12 protein-coding genes and 1 pseudogene are annotated in these 17487 nt (G+C 68.8%); 6 read left to right on the top strand and 7 right to left on the bottom strand.

Going from position 1 to position 17487, the window contains the following annotated elements; translation table 11 throughout:
* Window positions 1-5: 5 nt before the first annotated feature.
* From DMH12_RS39445 to DMH12_RS10245, 4 genes and pseudogenes are all read left to right on the top strand, one after another.
* Window positions 6-722 (top strand): annotated as a pseudogene (locus tag DMH12_RS39445) (TnsA-like heteromeric transposase endonuclease subunit); the annotation flags it as partial.
* Window positions 723-830: 108 nt separating this feature from the next.
* On the top strand, window positions 831-2885 hold the full coding sequence (locus DMH12_RS10255) for a Mu transposase C-terminal domain-containing protein (protein ID WP_221763121.1): 2055 nt from the start codon (window positions 831-833) through the stop codon (window positions 2883-2885).
* The gene (locus tag DMH12_RS10250) at window positions 2882-3892 is read left to right on the top strand and encodes a TniB family NTP-binding protein (RefSeq protein ID WP_125491257.1); all 1011 of its coding nucleotides are present in this window, start codon (window positions 2882-2884) and stop codon (window positions 3890-3892) included. The genes DMH12_RS10255 and DMH12_RS10250 overlap by 4 nt, the downstream gene beginning before the upstream one ends.
* Before the next feature lie 74 nt (window positions 3893-3966).
* On the top strand, window positions 3967-4389 hold the full coding sequence (locus DMH12_RS10245; RefSeq protein ID WP_185832234.1) for a TniQ family protein: 423 nt from the start codon (window positions 3967-3969) through the stop codon (window positions 4387-4389).
* 827 nt (window positions 4390-5216) lie between these two features.
* Here DMH12_RS10245 and DMH12_RS10235 read toward each other — a convergent pair.
* Window positions 5217-6422, bottom strand: a complete 1206-nt coding sequence (locus DMH12_RS10235; protein WP_125491254.1) for an MFS transporter — start codon at window positions 6420-6422, stop codon at window positions 5217-5219.
* A gap of 38 nt (window positions 6423-6460) precedes the next feature.
* Here DMH12_RS10235 and DMH12_RS10230 point away from each other — a divergent pair, with 38 nt between their 5' ends.
* Together DMH12_RS10230 and DMH12_RS10225 are read left to right on the top strand one after the other, a co-directional pair.
* Window positions 6461-7057, top strand: coding sequence for a CGNR zinc finger domain-containing protein (locus DMH12_RS10230; RefSeq protein ID WP_125491253.1), 597 nt, complete (start codon window positions 6461-6463; stop codon window positions 7055-7057).
* A gap of 411 nt (window positions 7058-7468) precedes the next feature.
* Window positions 7469-9256, top strand: coding sequence for a hypothetical protein (locus DMH12_RS10225; protein ID WP_125491252.1), 1788 nt, complete (start codon window positions 7469-7471; stop codon window positions 9254-9256).
* 183 nt (window positions 9257-9439) lie between these two features.
* Here DMH12_RS10225 and DMH12_RS10220 read toward each other — a convergent pair whose 3' ends face one another.
* The 6 genes from DMH12_RS10220 to DMH12_RS10195 form a co-directional block, all read right to left on the bottom strand.
* The gene (locus DMH12_RS10220; protein WP_125491251.1) at window positions 9440-11542 is read right to left on the bottom strand and encodes a hypothetical protein; all 2103 of its coding nucleotides are present in this window, start codon (window positions 11540-11542) and stop codon (window positions 9440-9442) included.
* Between the two features lie 75 nt (window positions 11543-11617).
* A complete protein-coding gene (locus tag DMH12_RS10215; protein ID WP_125491250.1) occupies window positions 11618-12508 on the bottom strand; it encodes a DciA family protein in 891 nt (296 codons plus the stop codon).
* A gap of 9 nt (window positions 12509-12517) precedes the next feature.
* Window positions 12518-13981, bottom strand: a complete 1464-nt coding sequence (locus tag DMH12_RS10210) for a transcriptional regulator (RefSeq protein ID WP_260474164.1) — start codon at window positions 13979-13981, stop codon at window positions 12518-12520.
* Window positions 13982-15043: 1062 nt separating this feature from the next.
* Window positions 15044-15727: a dihydrofolate reductase family protein gene (locus DMH12_RS10205; protein WP_125491249.1), complete on the bottom strand. Its 684-nt coding sequence runs from the start codon at window positions 15725-15727 to the stop codon at window positions 15044-15046.
* Between the two features lie 119 nt (window positions 15728-15846).
* The gene (locus DMH12_RS10200; RefSeq protein WP_260474163.1) at window positions 15847-16602 is read right to left on the bottom strand and encodes a glycosyltransferase; all 756 of its coding nucleotides are present in this window, start codon (window positions 16600-16602) and stop codon (window positions 15847-15849) included.
* Window positions 16593-17390 carry a GntR family transcriptional regulator gene (locus tag DMH12_RS10195; protein ID WP_125491248.1) on the bottom strand — a complete coding sequence of 266 codons (798 nt, stop codon included), beginning with the start codon at window positions 17388-17390 and terminating at the stop codon, window positions 16593-16595. The genes DMH12_RS10200 and DMH12_RS10195 overlap by 10 nt, the downstream gene beginning before the upstream one ends.
* Window positions 17391-17487 lie beyond the last annotated feature (97 nt).

The following is a 17487-nucleotide window of genomic DNA, read 5'->3' as shown; positions in this document are numbered from 1 at the left end:
AGACGGTGGGGGAACCGGTAGGCGCTTACGGCGATCCTGCGCTGAGCGCCTTTGACCTTGACTTCTTCGACAGCGGTCGGCGTCGACGCATTGCGCTGGGATCCGGGTGGGATGTCGGGTTCGAGGACGTAGCGCCTGTACGCGGGTTCCGGTGGAACAAGGGTGGCCGCGGCTTCGCGGGCTGGTATTACACGGTGACTACGGGCAGTCATGTGGGCTACGAGTCGTGGCTGGAGCGGGACCGGCTGATCCTGCTGGACTTCGTCCCAGATGTGGTGGGGATCGCCTCACAGCCGTTCTGGCTTCACTGGCGCGACGCGGAAGCGAAGCGGCGGCATGCGCCCGACTACTTCGTACGGCTGGCCGACGGACGTGCCCGGGTGGTCGATGTCCGCGCCGAGGACGATGTCGACGAGCGCACCGCGGAAGCGTTCGCCGCTACTGAGCGGGCCTGTTCGGCGGTGGGCTGGGAGTACGCGCACGTCGGTGTTCCGGATCCGGTGTTCATGGCGAACGTGCGGTGGCTGGCCCGCTACCGGCACGGCCGGTGCGGCCGTGAGAGCGACATCGCCGAGCGTCTGGTGGAGGTTTTCCGGCAGTCTCAGGAACTGCGGGCAGGAGCCGAAGCGGCGGGGAACGTTCTGCGCGTCCTGCCTGTCCTGTTCCACCTGCTCTGGAAGGGGGCACTTCGCGCTGACCTTGGTGGTGCTCTGCTGAGCAGTGGCACGGTGGTCCACACGTCGGAAGGTCATGTCGTCGGGCTGCAGCGGCGAGCCGGGGGTCACGGCCTGCTTCGGCCGAGGTCCGGCATGCACGGTGATGGGAGCCAGATGCGCAAGCTGTCGAGGCCGGCAACGGTCGGTGTGGGCGATCGGGTGCGGTTCGCCGGCCAGGTCCGGGCGGTGCTCGCGGTGTCCGCTCGTGCGGTGACGCTGACCAATGAAGACGACTCGCTGCGGGACGTCCCGCTGGCAGTGCTGCTGGGTGATGAGGACTTCGAGGTACTCGACAGCCCGGTGCGGCCTCCTCTGCCGCCGGTGTCGCTGCTGGACGCGCTTCCGGGGCACGCGCGGGAGAAGGCGTTGTGGTGGGAAGGCCACATCCTGGAGGTCCTGCACGGCGTCGGTCCGCATGCGGACGGAGAGGCCGGACCGCGGCCTGAGTACGATCCGGCCCGGCATTCGCTGACCGCGCGGGAGCGGGCGAAGGCGGCCGAGCTGACGGCCGCAGGCTACCGGGTCAGCGTGAGTACGGTCGGCAACTTCCGCCGCCGCTACCAGGCCGAGGGGCTGCTGGGGCTCGCCGACCGCCGGCCGGTGCGCAAGAAGCCGCAGTTCGGGGCGGTCGCCGACGTGGTGGTGGAGGCCATGCGGCAAGCGATCAAGGAGGGAGTCGACGACTCCACCCGCACCGGGACTTACATCCTCTGGCGGACCGGCGAGATCCTGCGGGAGAACGGCGAGTTGGTGGAACTGCCGTCGCAGGCAACGCTCTACCGGCTGCTGGCCAAGCTGACCTACGGCAAGCCCGTCTCGGCGACAGCGCGCAACCGCCGCTCGCGCGCACACGGGGCGAAGCCGCCGTTCGGGCAGTGGACGGTGTTCGCGCCGGGCGAGGTGGTGCAGATCGACTCCACCCCGCTGGACGTGCTGGTCCGCCTGGACGACGGGGTGGTGGGCAAGGTCGAGCTCACCGGCATGGTCGACGTCGCGACGAGGACGGTGCCGGCGGCGGTGCTGCGTCCCACCACGAAGTCGGTCGACGCGAGCGTGATGCTGGCCCGCGCACTCACCCCCGAGCCAATGCGGCCGGGCTGGGTTGACGCCCTGCGGATGTCGCGGTCGGTGCTGCCCTACCGCCGACTGCTGGACATCGACGAGCGTCTCGAGCACGCGGCGGCAAAGCCGGTGATCGTGCCGGAGATGATCGTCTGTGACCACGGGAAGGTGTTCATTTCCCGGAACTTCAAGGCGTCCTGCCGCTTCCTGGAGATCGACTTCCAGCCCACGCACAAGGCGTCCCCCTTCCAGAAGGGCCACGTGGAGAAGATGCTGGACTCCGTCGGCACGCTCTTCGCGCAGTTCGTCGCCGGCTACACCGGCCGCAGCACCGACCACCGCGGTCGCAACCTCGACAAGCAGCCTCTGTGGTCCCTGCCGGAGTTGCAGGAGCTACTCGACGAATGGCTCGTCGCGACCTGGCAGAATCGCGAACACGACGGTCTGCGCGACCCGTTGCACCCGAGCCGCTCGTTCACGCCGAACGAGAAGTACGCGGCCCTGGTCGAAGCCTGCGGCTACGTCCCGGTCGCGCTCAGCGCCGAGGACTACATCGAACTGCTGCCGTCGGCCTGGCGGGCGGTGAACGACTACGGCATCAGGATCAAACGCCGCACCTACGACGGCCCTGGCCTGATCCGCCGCCAGCACTCCGGAGTCACGGAGAAGAAGGGCCTGTGGGAAATCCACCACGACCCCTACGACATCTCCCGGATCTGGGTACGCAACCACCACGGCCAGGGCGAATGGATCGAGGCGACCTGGAAGCACCTGCGTCACGCCCCGGTTCCGTTCGGGGAACTGGCCTGGGACCATGCCGCACGAGGTCTGCCCGAGGGCACCGAGGCGGAGATCGCGGAGGCGGCCGCGGCCCTGCTGACCCGCGCACACGCCGGCCCCCAGGACACGAAGGCGAAGCCGAAGAAGCGTACTCGTCGGGACAAGTCGGTGGCTGCCCGAACCAAAGCGACCTCGCCGGTCCCGCTTCCGCCCCCGGTCCCGCACCCCTCGCCGGAACCTGAGCAGGCGGAGGAGGAAGAGCCCCTCGCCAAGGTGATCCCGCTGGGCCTGTTCGATCCGCTCGCCGACCCCTGGAAGACCCGATGACACAGTCGCAGAGCCTGCTCAACCCGCCGGCAGACGGCTCGCAGGAGCCGGATCAGCACCTGACGGTCCTGACGGGCTGGCGGGCTTTCGTCGCGAACCAGCCAGACATACCCGAGCTACTGAGTGACACGGCATACGCCAAGCTCGCGTCGGCCGAGCGGACCCACTACGACGAGGCCCGGATTGACCACCACACCCGCCTCCTGGTGGTGGCGACCTCGATCGTTCAGCACACGGTCACCTGCGGACGCCGCCTGGTGCTGCTGAACCGGCACGCGGTCAGCGCCCGCCGCGGGCTGATCGTCTCCGGCCCGGCCGGCACCGGCAAGACCACCGCGATCACCCAGCTCGGGCGGGCTCACGAGCTCCTGGACCGGGCCCGCCATCCCGGCGTCAGCGACCGCATTCCGGTCGTCTACATCACCGTCCCGCCCGCCGCCACACCGCGCATGGTGACGGTGGAGTTCGCGCGCTTCCTCGGCCTGCCCGCCCGCTCGAGGTCGAATATCACCGACATCCTGGAGTCGGTCTGCGGCGTATTGATCGACGCCCGAGTCGGCCTGGTCCTCGTCGACGAGCTCCACAACATCTCACTGACGACCAGGTCCGGCGCCGAGGTCGCCGACACGCTGAAGTACTTCTCCGAGCGCATCCCCGCGACGTTCGTCTATGCCGGGATCGACGTCGAACGCGACCTGTTCGCCGGCACCCGCGGACAGCAGATCGCCGGGCGCTTCACCCTGATCCCCACCACCCCGCTGCCCTACAACAGCGAATGGCAGGGACTGGTCGCAACCCTGGAGAACTCCCTCCGGCTCCACGCGCACAAGCCCGGCAGCCTCACCTGCCTGGACCGCTACCTCCACGACCGCACCGGCGGCATGATCGGCTCGCTCTCGCACCTGATCCGCGGCGCCGCCCTCGACGCGATCCTCACCGGCAGCGAGAAGATCACCGAGCAGAGCCTCCAGGCGATCCCACTCGACCACAGCTCCGACTCCCGCTGACCGCTGAGCGGCAAGGAACAGGCCACCACACGATGCCAACCCCGAATACCGGCTCGAAGCTGCCCCCTCTGCCGATGCAGGTCAGACCGCATCTGGGTGAAGGCATCGCCTCCTACATACAGCGCCTGGCCCAAGCCAACCACCTGTCGCCGAACGAACTCACCGCCGTCCTCCGCCCCAGCGGCCGAACACCAGACCTGCACCGGCTCGCCCAACTCACGAACAGCACCGTCGACGCCCTGCGACGCGCCCTGCCCGACGCACCAGGACGAGTCAACACCGACCCCAACCGGACCGGGCCGTTCCCGCAGCGGGTCGACCGCGCACTGCCCAGCCTCAACGATCGGGTCGACCTCCTCCTCGCGCTCGGAGACGCACTCCAAAACGGCGTCCACCGGAACGCTCTCCGCCGCCGCTTCCCGCAGCTGAACCGCCGCCACATCCGCCTCGCGCTTCAGCATCAACCACGACAGCACCGGCCGCACCACCTCAAATGACCACGTCCCGCCTCCCCTCCCGGCTCCCCAGACAGATCCGACCGGTCGCCGGCGAAGGGCTCACGTCCTTCATCGAACGCCTCGCCACCGCCAATCACATCAAGACCTCATACCTGCGCCGCTATCTCGTTGATCCCCCCTGGTCCTGGAACGGATCACCCAGCTGGGAACGACTTGCCGCCGTGGTCGGCCGCGAGCCTTCTTCCCTCAAAAAGATCCTTTTGAGCAGGCGGTGCGTCGCATGCGGGGCCGTCACGTTCCAGCCTGCCGGCGGCAGCCCGCGGCAGACCTGCTCCCAGGCATGCCGACAGGAGGCATACAGAAGACGGAACCCGAAGCCACAGAAGGAGGAGAGGCACGCGGCCTGCCAAGGCTGCGGCGAGAAGCTGACCTTCGTCCCCCGCGGAGCAACGCGCCTCTGGTGCTCGGACTCCTGCCGTCAAGACGCCGAGCGCCAGCGCCGACGCGAAAAGGTTGAGGCCAACCGCGCCCCGGCCCCGCCGAACCTGTCCTGCGGCGTCTGCGACGCTCCGCTCGAAGCCGGCCGGCGAGGTGCTCCGACCGCTGCTGCCACATCGCCTACATGCGCCGCCGAGCGGCCGGGGACATCCCTCTCCGGCTTCAGCCGACAGCCTGCACCGAATGCTCCGGGCCGCTGGAACCAGGACGCAACAAGCAAATACGCCTAACCTGCTCAACCCTCTGCCACGGCAGGCGGTCCAACCGGCTCAAGAAGGAGCGACTCAGCCGGGAGTAATCACTCAACCTTCGCCGAGAACTACCCTCCTTTCACTGCGACAGGTCATCAGTTTTCTCGTGGAGACCGCTCAAGTCGACATGTGCTGACCCCGGACGAGTTGGCGGTTGGCGCCCGACGGGATCACGAAGAAGATCAGTGCTGCGACTGCCGCCACGCTCGCTGCGAGTGCCAGCGTGCCTGGAAGAGACCAAGCCGCGGCTGGTCCGGCAACCGCTGCACCCAGGGCAAATCCGGTGATCTTCAGGCTGGCGCCGGTGGTGAAGATCTGGCCTCGTAGGTGGTCTGGGGCTTCCCGGTGGCGGACAGCGAACAAGGCGGCCAGTTGAGGTCCTTCCCCTATCCCCACGATGAGTACGGCCACAATGAGTACGACTGGTTGAGCCCACGCGGCCAACGCCAGCGCGGCAGCCTGGACAAGGGAACTGGCCCAGATGATCGTGTCGGGGGTGACTGAACGCGGGAACCCGGCGAGTGCGGCGTTGGCCACCAAAGCTGCGATCGCCACGCAGGAGAGCAGCATCGCACCGCGGCTGGCCCCGCCCAGAACACGTTCGCCGAGGAGGGGGATGCACGCCATCAGCATTCCCTGCGCGATGCAGGAGACGGTCGAGGTGAGAGTGGCTCGGGCCAAGGACGGTCTTCCGAGTATGACCCGCACTCCGGCAACAAGGTCTCTGGTCAGCGAAGTTGCTTGCACTGCGAGCACTCGGCCTGGACGGGCGGGCAGCATCCACGCGGCGGGCAGCGCCAAGGCGATGAGCACCGCAGAGACCACCACGGCCGTCGGAGCGCCAAGCGCCTCTGCCACACCGCCAGCGAGAGCCGGACCGGCCAGACCTGCCATGTTGAACGTCATGGCATCCAGGGCATTCGCTCGGGGCAGGTGGTCACCCTCCACCACACGCGGAAGTTGGGCCGTCCATCCCCCCGACAGCGCCGGCCCAAGCAGCCCTGTCACCGCTGCGATCAAGATCGTGACAGCGAACGGCCACCGGTCGAGTGCCCCAAGGATCATCCCCAGCCCCACCGCATACAGGACGAGGGCCCCAGCCAGCAGGCGTCCCGGCCGATCCCTTCTGTCGAGGAGCGCCCCGAGCACTGGCCCCCCTACCGCAGCAGAGATCGTGATAGCCGCGAGCAGCGATGACGCGGCGGTGGTCGATCCGGTCACGGCAAATGCGGTCAGCATCAGTGCCGGTCCCGACATCTCGTCCCCGGCACGGGCCGCCACCGCACCGACGAGATAGAAGCGGAGTGAGTAACGCTTTCCCATCAGCAGGACGTTACGGAGGTAACTCAAAGCTTCGCAAGATGCGTTACATTCCACAGGTGTCATTCCACAGCGACGATTGGTCCACCCGGCACTCCGTGCTGACCACAGCCCGGCGCACCGCCGCCCTGATCAACGCTCTCTCTGACGGCTGCCCCGACCCGGCTGACGTCGCCGACGTGCTCCGCGCATACGGCGAGACCGACCCCGTTGACCTCACCACCCTCGATATCGCAGAAATGCAGGCGGCTGCCTTCCTGCTGCGGCCAGTCTTCGCTGCCGAGCACGTCGATGACGCCGCGGCCACCCTCAACCAGCTCTTGACGGACCACACCGGACCGCTCCGCCTGACCTCACACAGCGGCAGCACCCCCTGGCACCCCCACCTCGACCGCGAGGACAACGCCCCCTGGAACGAGTGGCTCCTCGCCTCGTCCTGCATGGCCCTGACCGTTCTCGTCTGGGACCGCCAACGACCACCCGGCAGGATCTGCACATCCCCCACCTGCCAAAACGTCTTCATCAACCAGGGCAGCGGCCCGGAGCGTCGCTACTGCTCCCGCCGATGCGCGACCCGCGAACGAGTCGCAGCCCACCGACGCTCCCGCTCCGCCGAGCAGCCAAACGAAGCCAAATAGGACGCCAAGGTCCAGCGCAACATCGCTCAACCTTCGATGAGAATCACTCAACCTTCACCGCGACAGGTCACCTGACAGGCTCCTCCCGCAACGCGCGCACCTGCTAAAACACGGTGTGAGACTCGATGAGGACGGGCCGAGTTGCGGCGAGAGACCACCCCCATCGCAAGGGCGAGCTCGCTGCGGTGGCGACCATGGCGGATGAGAGCGGGGCGCGGACGCAGTACGGACGGGCGCGGCTGGGTACTGTCAGGCCGCCGCCGGGCGCCGGCCGGGACGGTGCGGATGGTCACTGGCACCCGATACGACTTCATGGATCGCGCCCCGCTCAGGCCGGGTGCGCCGTACGGTCGCTTCTACGGATGGCGACCAGTCAGTGACGCCGGGTCAGGTGTGGGAGGGGAGCCAGGGATGGTCAACGCCGGTACGTACTCGCTGTGGCGGGACCTCGCGATGAGCAAGGACCTCCCCAAGGAAGCGCTCAAGACGGTGATCGAAGCCCTGTGCACTCCGGCGACGACGCCGGACGGCTTCGACGTGAAGGCCGACCGGTGGCGGGAGGAAGCCCTCAAGGACGCGCTGCCCGCGCTGCTGGCCCGGACCTCTGCCAAGAGGCTGCGCGGCCGGCTCCTGGTGCACGCCGACGAAAGGAAGCTGGCCGCCCTGGCGGCCGACGGCACGGTGACCACCGCTGACGTGCCCACCATCCTGCGGCATCGCCGGGCCTGGGCCGGGCTGGTCTCCGCTCTGGCACGGCACTCCGATCAGGTCGAGGCGGCCATCGCGCTCCTGCCCCGCCTCCCCCAGCACGAAGTGGAGCAGGTCGTCCGGGACTGGGATCCCGACCGCTACACCCGGACCAAGGACACAGAGCCGGCCCCGCCCGTGCCCCAGAAGCTGTTCGACGCCGTCCTGGAAGCCTGCCTCACCCCGCTCGCCGCGTACCTCCTCCACCCGGAGCCCGAAGAGGGCTGGGAAGAGGTGTCCCCGTTCTCGAGGGACTGGTCGATGGAGCTGGGCGGCCGCGCCGGCTGGGCAATGCTGGCCCGCTGCCCCGAGCGGTGGGCGCAGCTCACCGCGCACCCCATGTTCGGGGCGGCCGCCCAGCACCTGCTGCTGGACCAGGCCGAGACGCAGGCCCTCGAGGACGCCCGGCTCCGCGCCGCCGACCCCGATGGTGAGGAACTGCCCGCCGACCCGGCGCCTGCGCTCAGCGAGGATCTACTGCTCGCCTGCCTTCCGGCCCTGTGCCTGCCCGAGCTGGCCGACCTGCCCAACCCGCAGGTGACCGCCCGCCGGTCCCTGCACCACCTCGCCAACCGCGTCCGCAGCAACCCGCGCCTGGCCGTCCTCGCCGCCGACCAGCTGCACGCGGCGGCCGGCGCGCTCGTCACCCGCGGCCAGCTGCTCACCTGGTCCGACAAGCAGGAGAACGACTACGAGTTCGACGGCCGCGTCCTGCGTCTCGCCGATGACCTGGCCCTCCTCAGCGCCAACCCCGACCACCTCGCCGGGGCCTGCGCCCAGCTCGCCCGGCTGGATCCGCCGGCCGTCGTCTCCCCCAAGCCGAGCCGGACCCTGATCCGCGTCCTCGACAGCGTCGACCCGGACCACGACCGACCGGCCCGGCTCCTGGAACGCCACTCCGAGCACCGCCGGGTCCAGGCCCTGACCGTTCTCACCGCCAACCCGCACACCCCACGCACCGCCGTCGCGGACGTCTTGAACGGGCTGCACCCCGCCGAACTCGCCTGGATCGCCGAGAAGGCCGGCGGCCCCGACTGGTTCCTGGCCGCGGCGGCCGCCGTCCCGGTGCCCGAAGACGAGGACGACGGTGTGGTGCGGCTGGTGGACGACGAGGAACTCGGCAAGCACCCCGATCCCGCGGCCGTCCTGCAGTCCTGGCTCGACTCCCCCGCCACCAGCGAGATCCTCTCCCGATCCGAGGTCTACCGCGCCGTCGTGAAGTCCCGCTACCGCACCCTGGAACATCTGCGCCAGATCCCCGCCGACGAGATCCTCGCCCGCCACGAACCCGACGTCGCCCTGCACATCCTGCTGGAGCACTGCGGGCGCAGCACCAAGCGGTGGGAAGCCCTCGCCGCCGCCATGACCTTCGACTACACCGACGAGAAGATCACCTTCGGTCAGCTCCTCGACTCCCTGGACCCCGCGCTGGCAGAGGCGCAGACGCCCTGACGCGTCCCGCCAGGCCGCCGCGTGCGGGTGCCTCCGGGAGCGCAGTCCGCGCAGAGGTCAGTCGCGTGCCATGTCGGCGAAGCGCTGGCTTTGTCTACGAGCACTCGTGTATGGAGCCAGAAGACCGTTTCCACTGGAAACGGCCCGGCAAAGCGTGGGCCTGGCGGCGCAGTGGCAGGTACCTCAGCCCCACAACTTGCGGGTGAAGTCCATCGCCCAGTCCACCCGCTCCTGGTGCGGGCCATGAGGGGTGCAGGGGGAGTTCGGGCGGGCCTGGCACTTCGGGCACGTGACCTCCTTCGCACGCCAGGTCCGCGCTGCCGAGCCCACGGTCTCCTGCGGCTCCCCGTCTGTCCTGCGCGGCGGCCGAGGAGGCTGGGCATTAGTGCGGGCAGGCGGCCGGGCTTGATGCTGGCGTTCGTCGCGGGTGCCCTGCTGCTGCTGACCGGGGTTACTACGGTCGTCGCTCTGCAGGGCGCGGCGCAGGCGTTCGTCGTGGGGAAGCTGTCGCTTCGCGCTGGGGCCGACGCGATCGTCGTTCTCGCACAGTATGCCGGGGCCGGCGTGGCATCGCGGGCACGCCATTCGGTACCAGTCGCCGCGCGGCACCTGGTGGTGCAGCCGGGGGGCCGCGGCGTTCCTCCTCGCTGCAGGCGCCTGGCCCCTCCGGTCGGCCTGCTCCCGCTCCTGGAACGGCCGTTGGGGGCTGGTTTCATGCTCGGGCGCCTCCGAGGCCGGCCGCGTCGGCTTGGCAGAAACCTTGCCTTCTTGCCGGGCCTTCTGCTGTTGCAGGGCCTTCTTTTGTGCGGCTATCCGCTCGTCCTGGATCAACTGCAGCCGCTCGATGTGGCCGCCTTTGCGTGGCTTCCCGCTGTGGGGCCCCTCGATCAGCACACAGTCCTTGCCCTGTTCCGCGTTGCAGCGCGGACAGCTCCGCTGGATCCAGTACCGCCGCGCGACGTGAAGCTGCGCCTGCGGTCCTCGTGCCGCCCGCTTCTTCCAGACCTCCACACGCCGCGCTTCGCCAGGGGTCAGCAGTTCTCCGGCCAAGGCCGCGGACTGCAGAAGCTCCTCGACCTGAGGGCACAGATCGAATGTGTAGGCGTCGTAGCCGCGAAGGTGCTGGAGGGCAGTGCGGACGCGAGTGGCGGCCTTGCGTGCTCCCTTCTCCGTGTCAGCTTCCGCTTCGACCGCATCCCGCGTGAGGTCGTCCAGGCTGCCGAAGTATGTGGTCGCCCGCTCGTAGACGGCAGATTCCGCGTCCGTGCGATCCTCAACGGCCATCCCGTTGACGCGCAGCAGAAGCCTGCGTACCCGCCCAGGCTTGCGTTCCTCCACCGCCCTGTTCAGCTTGGCGAACAGCTTGCGGCGCGCCTCGTCCTGCTCGACCCGCCAGATCCTCGCGTGGCGAACGGCTGCCTCGAGCTGGTCCTGGAGCTCCTCACCCACACCGGTCAGATCCTCGATGTCCGTGCACACCTGCTTTACCAGGGGCACGGACTCGATCCGACGTGCATACACCAGCCGGCGCAGCAGGGCCTGGGCGCGTGCCTCCGGCTCCGGTACCTTCCTCGCCTGGGCGGGCGACCACAGCGATGGCCGCGGCGCTGTGCGGGCCTGCACGATCTTTTCGATCGCCGGTGTCGACAACCCGCGCTCCGTCATCTCGCAGTCGTCCAGAGCAAACCATTCGATCGGCCGGGCGAACGCCTCGGTCCCGATCTGCACGTGGCGTGCGGTGCCCACGCTGTCCAGGCGGATCCGGTGCACGTACCAGCGGCGGATCAGTGTGTCGCGGTCGACCGGCACCATCGTCCCGAGCACCGGCTCGACGTCGTCGTCCCACACCGGCGTCACCGCCTGGTCCAGGTGCACCCGCAGAGCGCCGTGCCGCCAGCGCACATCCACGAGGGACCCGATCGGCGCCCCTTCAGTGCGGGTGTACTCGAAGGTTGCCTGCTCCCCGCGGCCGGCGAGCCAGGCCGCGGCCGCCGACCGCACATAGAGGTGGTCTGCGCTGTCCACACCGTGGGAGCGGCGCCCGCATACGTGCGGCAGCCCGTCCGGGTCCGGGTGATGTGCGAAATGACAGGCCCGGTCCGTGTACAGCTTAGTGGTCAACTGGCCGCCGCAGCCGCCGAGCAGAGTCCCGCACCAGAAGGTGTCGTCCTCGTGGACACGGCGGAAGACATCCAGCTCGATCGCTTCCATCGGCAACATCAACGGCTCATCCGAGTCCGCCCCGCCGAGCACCGCCGTCTGGATCCGTCGCCTGTCCGTGCGCACAAACTCCCCCTCCCCACCCGCCAACACATCCTGTCACCAGCCGAGTACACCAACCAGATCGCCTCTCGGCTCGGCTCAAGCCGTACGCTCCAGTTGCGATGCCCTCGCCGCACTGCCGATCACGTCGTCCGCGGCCTGCCCCTTCCGGGCAGCGCGCTCGGCTCGGGCCCGGCGCAGGGCGGCCGCCTCTGTGGTCGCGGCCTGGCGGCGGCGCTCGATGCGGGCCTGCTCGATCGGGGCCGACTGGTCGTCGGCGACCGCCTCCGGCTCCGGGAAGGCCCGGAGGCTGAGCGCCCGCATCGCCGCGGTCTGCCGCTCCACTGCCTCCGCGATCGACGGGTCGACGCGGCTCGGGGGCACGACGGCCTGGTGCGCGGCGAGCACCTGGTGGAACCCGGGCGACGCCTCCTTGCGGGTCTTCACTGGTGCCTGGGGTGCGGCGGCGGGCAGCGCCGGGGCTTCGCGGGGCCCTGCGCCGATCGCGCCGACGGCCAGGACCCGGACGGATCGGACCGCCTCGGTGCCGACCGCGTCGTTCGCCGCGGCGACGATCCGGGAGCCGATCAGGCGCAGTTGCGTCGCGTACGCGGGCGAGTCGGGGCGCAGGTCCAGCTGGCCGGTCTCCGCGTGGAAGGCGACCGCCTGGACGTGCGCGGCCAGCGTCGAGGAGAGGCTGGCTGCGATGTGGGACCACTGGGCCAGGATGCTTCCACCGGCGGCCGGGATGTCCCAGGCCCGGTCGGCCATCAGGCCCTGGAGCACGGCGGCGAACCCGGTGGGCTCCCGGCCGTCACGCCGCACCGTCGCTCCGATCCGGCGTTTCGCCTTGCGGGTGCCGGACTCGCCGCGGGCCTTGGCGGCCTCGCGCGCCTGGTGCAGTGCGACCCGGGCCAGGTCGACGCCCGACAGCTCCGGGGCCGGCCGCTCACTGCCGCTGGTGGTGTTGGTGTTCAGGGTTTCGGTCATCACGGCCTCCTACCGGCGTGCGACGGTCATGTGGTTGGTGCTGCTGAGCAGCCTGCGTACGCGCTGCACCAGGTCAGCGCCGTAGATCTCCTCAGCGCCGGCCGGGCCGAGGGTGTCGAGCGTCGTGATGACCTGGTCGGGCCTGCCGAGCATGAACTCCTGCCAGGCCGTGGCCCGGAGCTCCGTGAGCGCTTCCTCGTCGGGCACATCGAGGCCGGTCTCGCTGGCGTTCTGGTGGTCGTCCGGGATGTCGTACTGCGGCTGCTTCGGGGTGAGCGCATCGGCTACCAGGCGGTGAACGGACTCGCTGCGTGGCGGTGTCCAGTCGCCCTCCCATTCCTGGTGGCGGGCCTTCTCCGCGCGGCGGGAGTCCCGGTACGCCTGGACGGCGCGCTCCCGGCCTTCTTCGGTCGGCCACAAGGCCACCGCCCCAGCCAGGCGTCCGGCGAGGAACCCGGACGGCCGGTGGACGATCCCCGGGGCGTCGCCACAGTCGAGGAAGGCGATCACCTGGTCGGCCGTCCAGCCTGCGTCCGAGACCTCCTTGAGGATCCAGGCGATCCTGGGTACCGAGGCCCGGCCCATCCACGGCACCCGGCGGATCAGCTCCGAGGCCAGCTGGAAACGGCGCCCGACCGCGTTGAGCTTCCGGCGGCCACGCTTGACCTTCTTCGGGGTGGGGGACTTGCTCTGCGCGCTTGCGAGCTTGCTCTCAGGGGGGAGGGAAGTAGTACCCGCAGAAGAGACAGCTGAGGTACCGACCTGCATTGGGGTGCAACGGACCTCATCCGAAACAGCCGTCACAACCCCCTGCTCAACACCCCTCACGGAGGCCTTCGCCGGGGCCTTCGACGACGTCTTTGAGCGCGGCTTGCGCACCTTCCTGGCCGCCTTCTTCGCCAGCTTCGCCATCAGCTCCCGGCCGGCCTCCGCGATCCCGGACACAGCCCGCGTGTACGCCGGAGCGTCCTCGTCGCGCTGCACTGTGCGGATCCCCAGCGCGACGTCGAACTCCACCGGGATCATCCGCGCGAACTCTGAGGCCTGCGCCGGACCGCCGGACACCCGCGTGCCCTTGACGATGTAGGCGAGCAGCCCGGCCTCCCGCAGCATCCCCAGGTGGTACTCCACCGACCGCTCCGCCAGGCCGGTGCGGCGCACCAGGTAGTCGATGCTCGGACGGCACGGGAAGAGCTGCGCGAGCTCCTGGGCGACGCGCACGGTCGTCGGCCCGAACGAGCGCGGCCCGTGCGACCGGTGCCGCCGCGGCTTGTAGAGCCCGGACCCGGCGACCCAGTGGACCGCCTGCATCCAGGAGTAGCCGTCGCCCGCGATCCGGCCCGCCGACGTCGACAGCCACTGCGACGCCTCCGGCACGAACAGCAAGGGCAGCACGGTGACCGCGTCGGCGTCGTCGACCGACGGACGCGGAGCGGGCAGCATCAGGGCGGCCGGTGCCGCCACGGCGCTCACCGGCCCACCCGGATGCACGAGAAAGAGATCATTCCGGCAGCCTTGCGAGGACTGCCTGTGGACAGAGGCCGGGATCCGGCGAGACCCCCGATCCCTCCCGCCGGGCGGGCAACGACTTCGGATCGCGTCCCGTCGCACGGAACGGCCCTCACGCGGACGGTTTCGTCATCGGAGTGGGAGTGGGAGTGGGCTTGGGGGCCGGATCGTGCGCGAGCGGGCTCCGGCGCTGTTGCGGCACTCACGGAGGGGCTCGAGGTGTCGTGAAGGAGAGTAGGGGTGGCGGGGAGTGCTGGAGATGACAGTGCCCAGACGGCGCGAAATCGGATCAAACGGGCGTAGCTGGGCTGGAAAACGGCATGGCAGTCCTGCACAATGACTCCTGTCGTGGAGGCATCGCCAAGACGGCATGACGAAGCCCCCTGTGGGTGCTTCGTGGTTCTGGAGGAACCAGTACGAGCGTTCGGATCCGGCTGCTAACCGGTCCGGACGACCCCTTCGACCGGGGGTGCTAACCCGGTCGGTGTCAGAAGGGGGCGCTCAGCCGAGGTGCGCTAACACTTCGGGAACTGGGCGTCCCGGCGGCTATGGGCCCGAAGGGCGCCGCCGCATCAGGCGACTACGACGTCTCGGCCTCCCGAGTGGAGAGCTGCCCGTGCTGCCCACCAGCACGGAAGTCGAGTTGCCCCAGATTAGAGAAATAGCTCTGAAGTCGGTGGGTCCCAGAGCAGCTACCGGAACGCGGGCACCCCACCGGAGCGACGTACAACGGTCGCTTCAACGGCGGGGTGGTGTGTGTCCGCGTGCGGGTACGGGTACCCTTCATCGCGCGACCTCCTTTCTTGCCAAAGGGGGTTCGCCGGGCCAGGATCTCCTGGCCGAGAGCCCCCAGGACTTGCCTAAGGTCCAGGGGGCTTTTTCTCGTGCAGTTGTCGATCAGGTCCAGGGACACCCTACTCCCCAAGCGCACCACCGCGTAACGGTAGGTGACGACGTGTCGGGCCCGCCCTCGACACGTGCTCACACCCCGGGCAGGCACCTTCTGTGTAGCTTCGGGCGCGTACATCAGGCGGTGCGCCCCTTCGGGGCGTAGCGAACGAAGACCACGTCGTCGATCGCGCGGACCTCCAGCACCTTCATCCGGGCAGTCGATCCGCCGGGGTAGTCGGCGGTGCCCAGGAAGCGTGCCGCCTCCGGCTGACCCACTAGCAACGGCGCGATGGCCAGGTGCACCTCGTCGGCCAGGTCCGCGGCCATGAGCTGGGTGTGGATCGTGCCGCCCCCCTCCACCATGAGCCGGCCGATGCCACGTCGCCCGAGATCGTCGAGGACCAGGCCCCAGTCGAGCTCCGGCCCGACGCTGATGACCGCGGCGAGGTCACCGAGCGTGGCGCGCACCTTCTCCACCGCGTCGTCGACAGTGACGACCAGCTTCTCGCCGCCGTGGTGCCAGAAGTTGAGGTCGGCGGAGAGGTCGCCGGTCCGGGTGACAGTCACCTTGAGGGGGTAGGCCGGCTTGCCCTCGGCAACGCGCTGAGCCCGGCGTTCCTCACTGTTGACCAGGAGGCGCGGGTTGTCCTTCCGCATGGTCGTCGCGCCGATCAGGATGGCGTCAGACTCCGCGCGGACCTGGTCGACGCGGTCGAAGTCGGCCGCATTGGACAGGCGCAGCCGCTCGGGGCTGGCGTCGTCCAGGTAGCCGTCGACCGACATGGCAGCGGAGAGGATGACGTACGGGCGTGTAGTCATGGAAGTCGCGATCCGCTTCTCTCAGGCTTCGTGGGCGAGGACGGCGTCGAAGCTCTCACGGAAGGTGGACACTTCCGGCTGACGCTGCCACGGGATCGATGCTGCGCTGGGAGGGCTTTCTACGGCCAACGCCAGCCTGTGCCGCGTAGCGCCACGGCTTGTGCGCGGACGATCGTCCGGAGTTCTGCCTGGTCGGCTACCACGGCATACGAGGATTGTGACGTCATCTGGCCGGGGTGTTTCCGGTAGATGCCTCCTGGCGCCGAGATCATCCACCCGTCCGAGACGGCGGCGCAGCACATGACAGCCGCGATTGCCTCCCATGCCGGGATCGCCGGCCAGGCTCCTACCGCGAGCAACAGTGTCGTACGTGCGGTCAGATGTGTGCTGATCACCGGGAACCGGTCGTCGTCGTACGCAGCGAGCAGCGTCTCGTAGGTGAGTGGCCCCTCTGGGGGGTCATATGGCCCAGCCGTTGTGGATCCGTCCGGCAGGAGATCCAGCCCAGCCGAGATGCACCATCCCATCTCAGGATGCGCTTCTAGAGCGGCGATGTCGCGAGCGAGGCCGCCGGGGAGGACCACGTCATCTGCATCCAGCGCACGGACCAGATCGCCCGTCGCTCGCGACAGTGCCATTGTGCGAGTCGCTCCCGCACCGCTCTTGCTGGCCATCCCTGGAGAGATCCAAGGTTCTTCTGGGATGCCCCGAAGAGGCCTTCCTGTGGTCCCGTCCTCTTGGACTAGCCACTGCACATCCCAGCCATCAGGGAGGCGTTCGCGTTCATCTCTGACGGACTCATAGGCTTCGCTCAGGTACTTAGCTCCGCCGTCGTAGACAGGCGTTACTACGCTAATAATCCGGTTCATGACCATCGCTTCAGTGGTGTGATGTAACGGAGTTCCGTTCGATCCGCAGGCAGCGGAATATCCGTCACCTCTACGACCTGACCTTCCGTGGAATACGAGATTTTCCGTACACGCATCACAGGAACGCCTGGAGGGATGTCCTGCTCCTCGGACTCGGTGTCCGTCGGCATTGCTGCTGTGACCCGGTCCTCGATGCGGTCAACCTCAATGCCCACAGTGTGGAGTTGGTGCTGAGCGCCACCGGGCCACGGTTCGCGCTCAGGATCGAACAGGTCCGCATTCCTGCTGGCGAGATCGTGGGGCATGTACGAGACGGACTGCCCAATGCCAGCGCCCTGCTTGGTGCGTCGCGTGCCGATGCGGCGCAGAACCAGCGAGCCGGGTGGCACATCAAGAACCTCGGCCACATCGGTCGGGACGGGCACCACGTCGATCTGGACATAGTTTTCCATGGTCGACACGGACACGCCGTGGTCCGACTCCGCTACGCCGAAGCCTCCCCTCACCTCTTCTGGCTCCAAAACCAGTTCCTTTTCCGCCTGGTAGCGAGTGTTCGCCCTCACCTGGTGAATCGGCTGTACCCGCACGCGGGTTGTGCCGCCGGCTTTCCCCGACACCAACCCCCGTTCCTTGAGCACCTGCACTGCCCTCGATGCGGTATTGGGTGCCACATCGTGGGCCCCTGCTAGCTCCACCACCGTGGGGAACCGGTCGCCCGGTGCGTAATCCCCCCTGCGGATCGCATCGGCCAGCGTTTCCGCTAGCTGCAAGTACTTCGATGACGTGTGTGCCATGTCTGCACTCTCTCACTCGTCTGTCTCCTACGCAACAACCAACGCAACATGGAACGATCCATGTTGCGTTGGCTGTTGACGCGGCGATCCGAGTGTG

Source organism: Streptomyces sp. WAC 04229 (assembly GCF_003947455.1).
GTDB lineage: Bacteria > Actinomycetota > Actinomycetes > Streptomycetales > Streptomycetaceae > Streptomyces.
This window is presented reverse-complemented; position numbering and strand designations above follow the sequence as displayed.

Bases quoted from the DNA above. Each gene is read 5' to 3' on its own strand.
- DMH12_RS10250 (WP_125491257.1), top strand. From the start codon at position 2,882: ATGACACAGTCGCAGAGCCTGCTCAACCCGCCGGCAGACGGCTCGCAG.
- DMH12_RS10235 (WP_125491254.1), bottom strand. From the start codon at position 6,422: ATGGGAAAGCGTTACTCACTCCGCTTCTATCTCGTCGGTGCGGTGGCG.
- DMH12_RS10230 (WP_125491253.1), top strand. From the start codon at position 6,461: ATGCGTTACATTCCACAGGTGTCATTCCACAGCGACGATTGGTCCACC.
- DMH12_RS10205 (WP_125491249.1), bottom strand. From the start codon at position 15,727: ATGACTACACGCCCGTACGTCATCCTCTCCGCTGCCATGTCGGTCGAC.
- DMH12_RS10245 (WP_185832234.1), top strand. From the start codon at position 3,967: ATGCAGGTCAGACCGCATCTGGGTGAAGGCATCGCCTCCTACATACAG.
- DMH12_RS10255 (WP_221763121.1), top strand. From the start codon at position 831: ATGCGCAAGCTGTCGAGGCCGGCAACGGTCGGTGTGGGCGATCGGGTG.
- DMH12_RS10225 (WP_125491252.1), top strand. From the start codon at position 7,469: ATGGTCAACGCCGGTACGTACTCGCTGTGGCGGGACCTCGCGATGAGC.
- DMH12_RS10195 (WP_125491248.1), bottom strand. From the start codon at position 17,390: ATGGCACACACGTCATCGAAGTACTTGCAGCTAGCGGAAACGCTGGCC.
- DMH12_RS10200 (WP_260474163.1), bottom strand. From the start codon at position 16,602: ATGGTCATGAACCGGATTATTAGCGTAGTAACGCCTGTCTACGACGGC.
- DMH12_RS10215 (WP_125491250.1), bottom strand. From the start codon at position 12,508: ATGACCGAAACCCTGAACACCAACACCACCAGCGGCAGTGAGCGGCCG.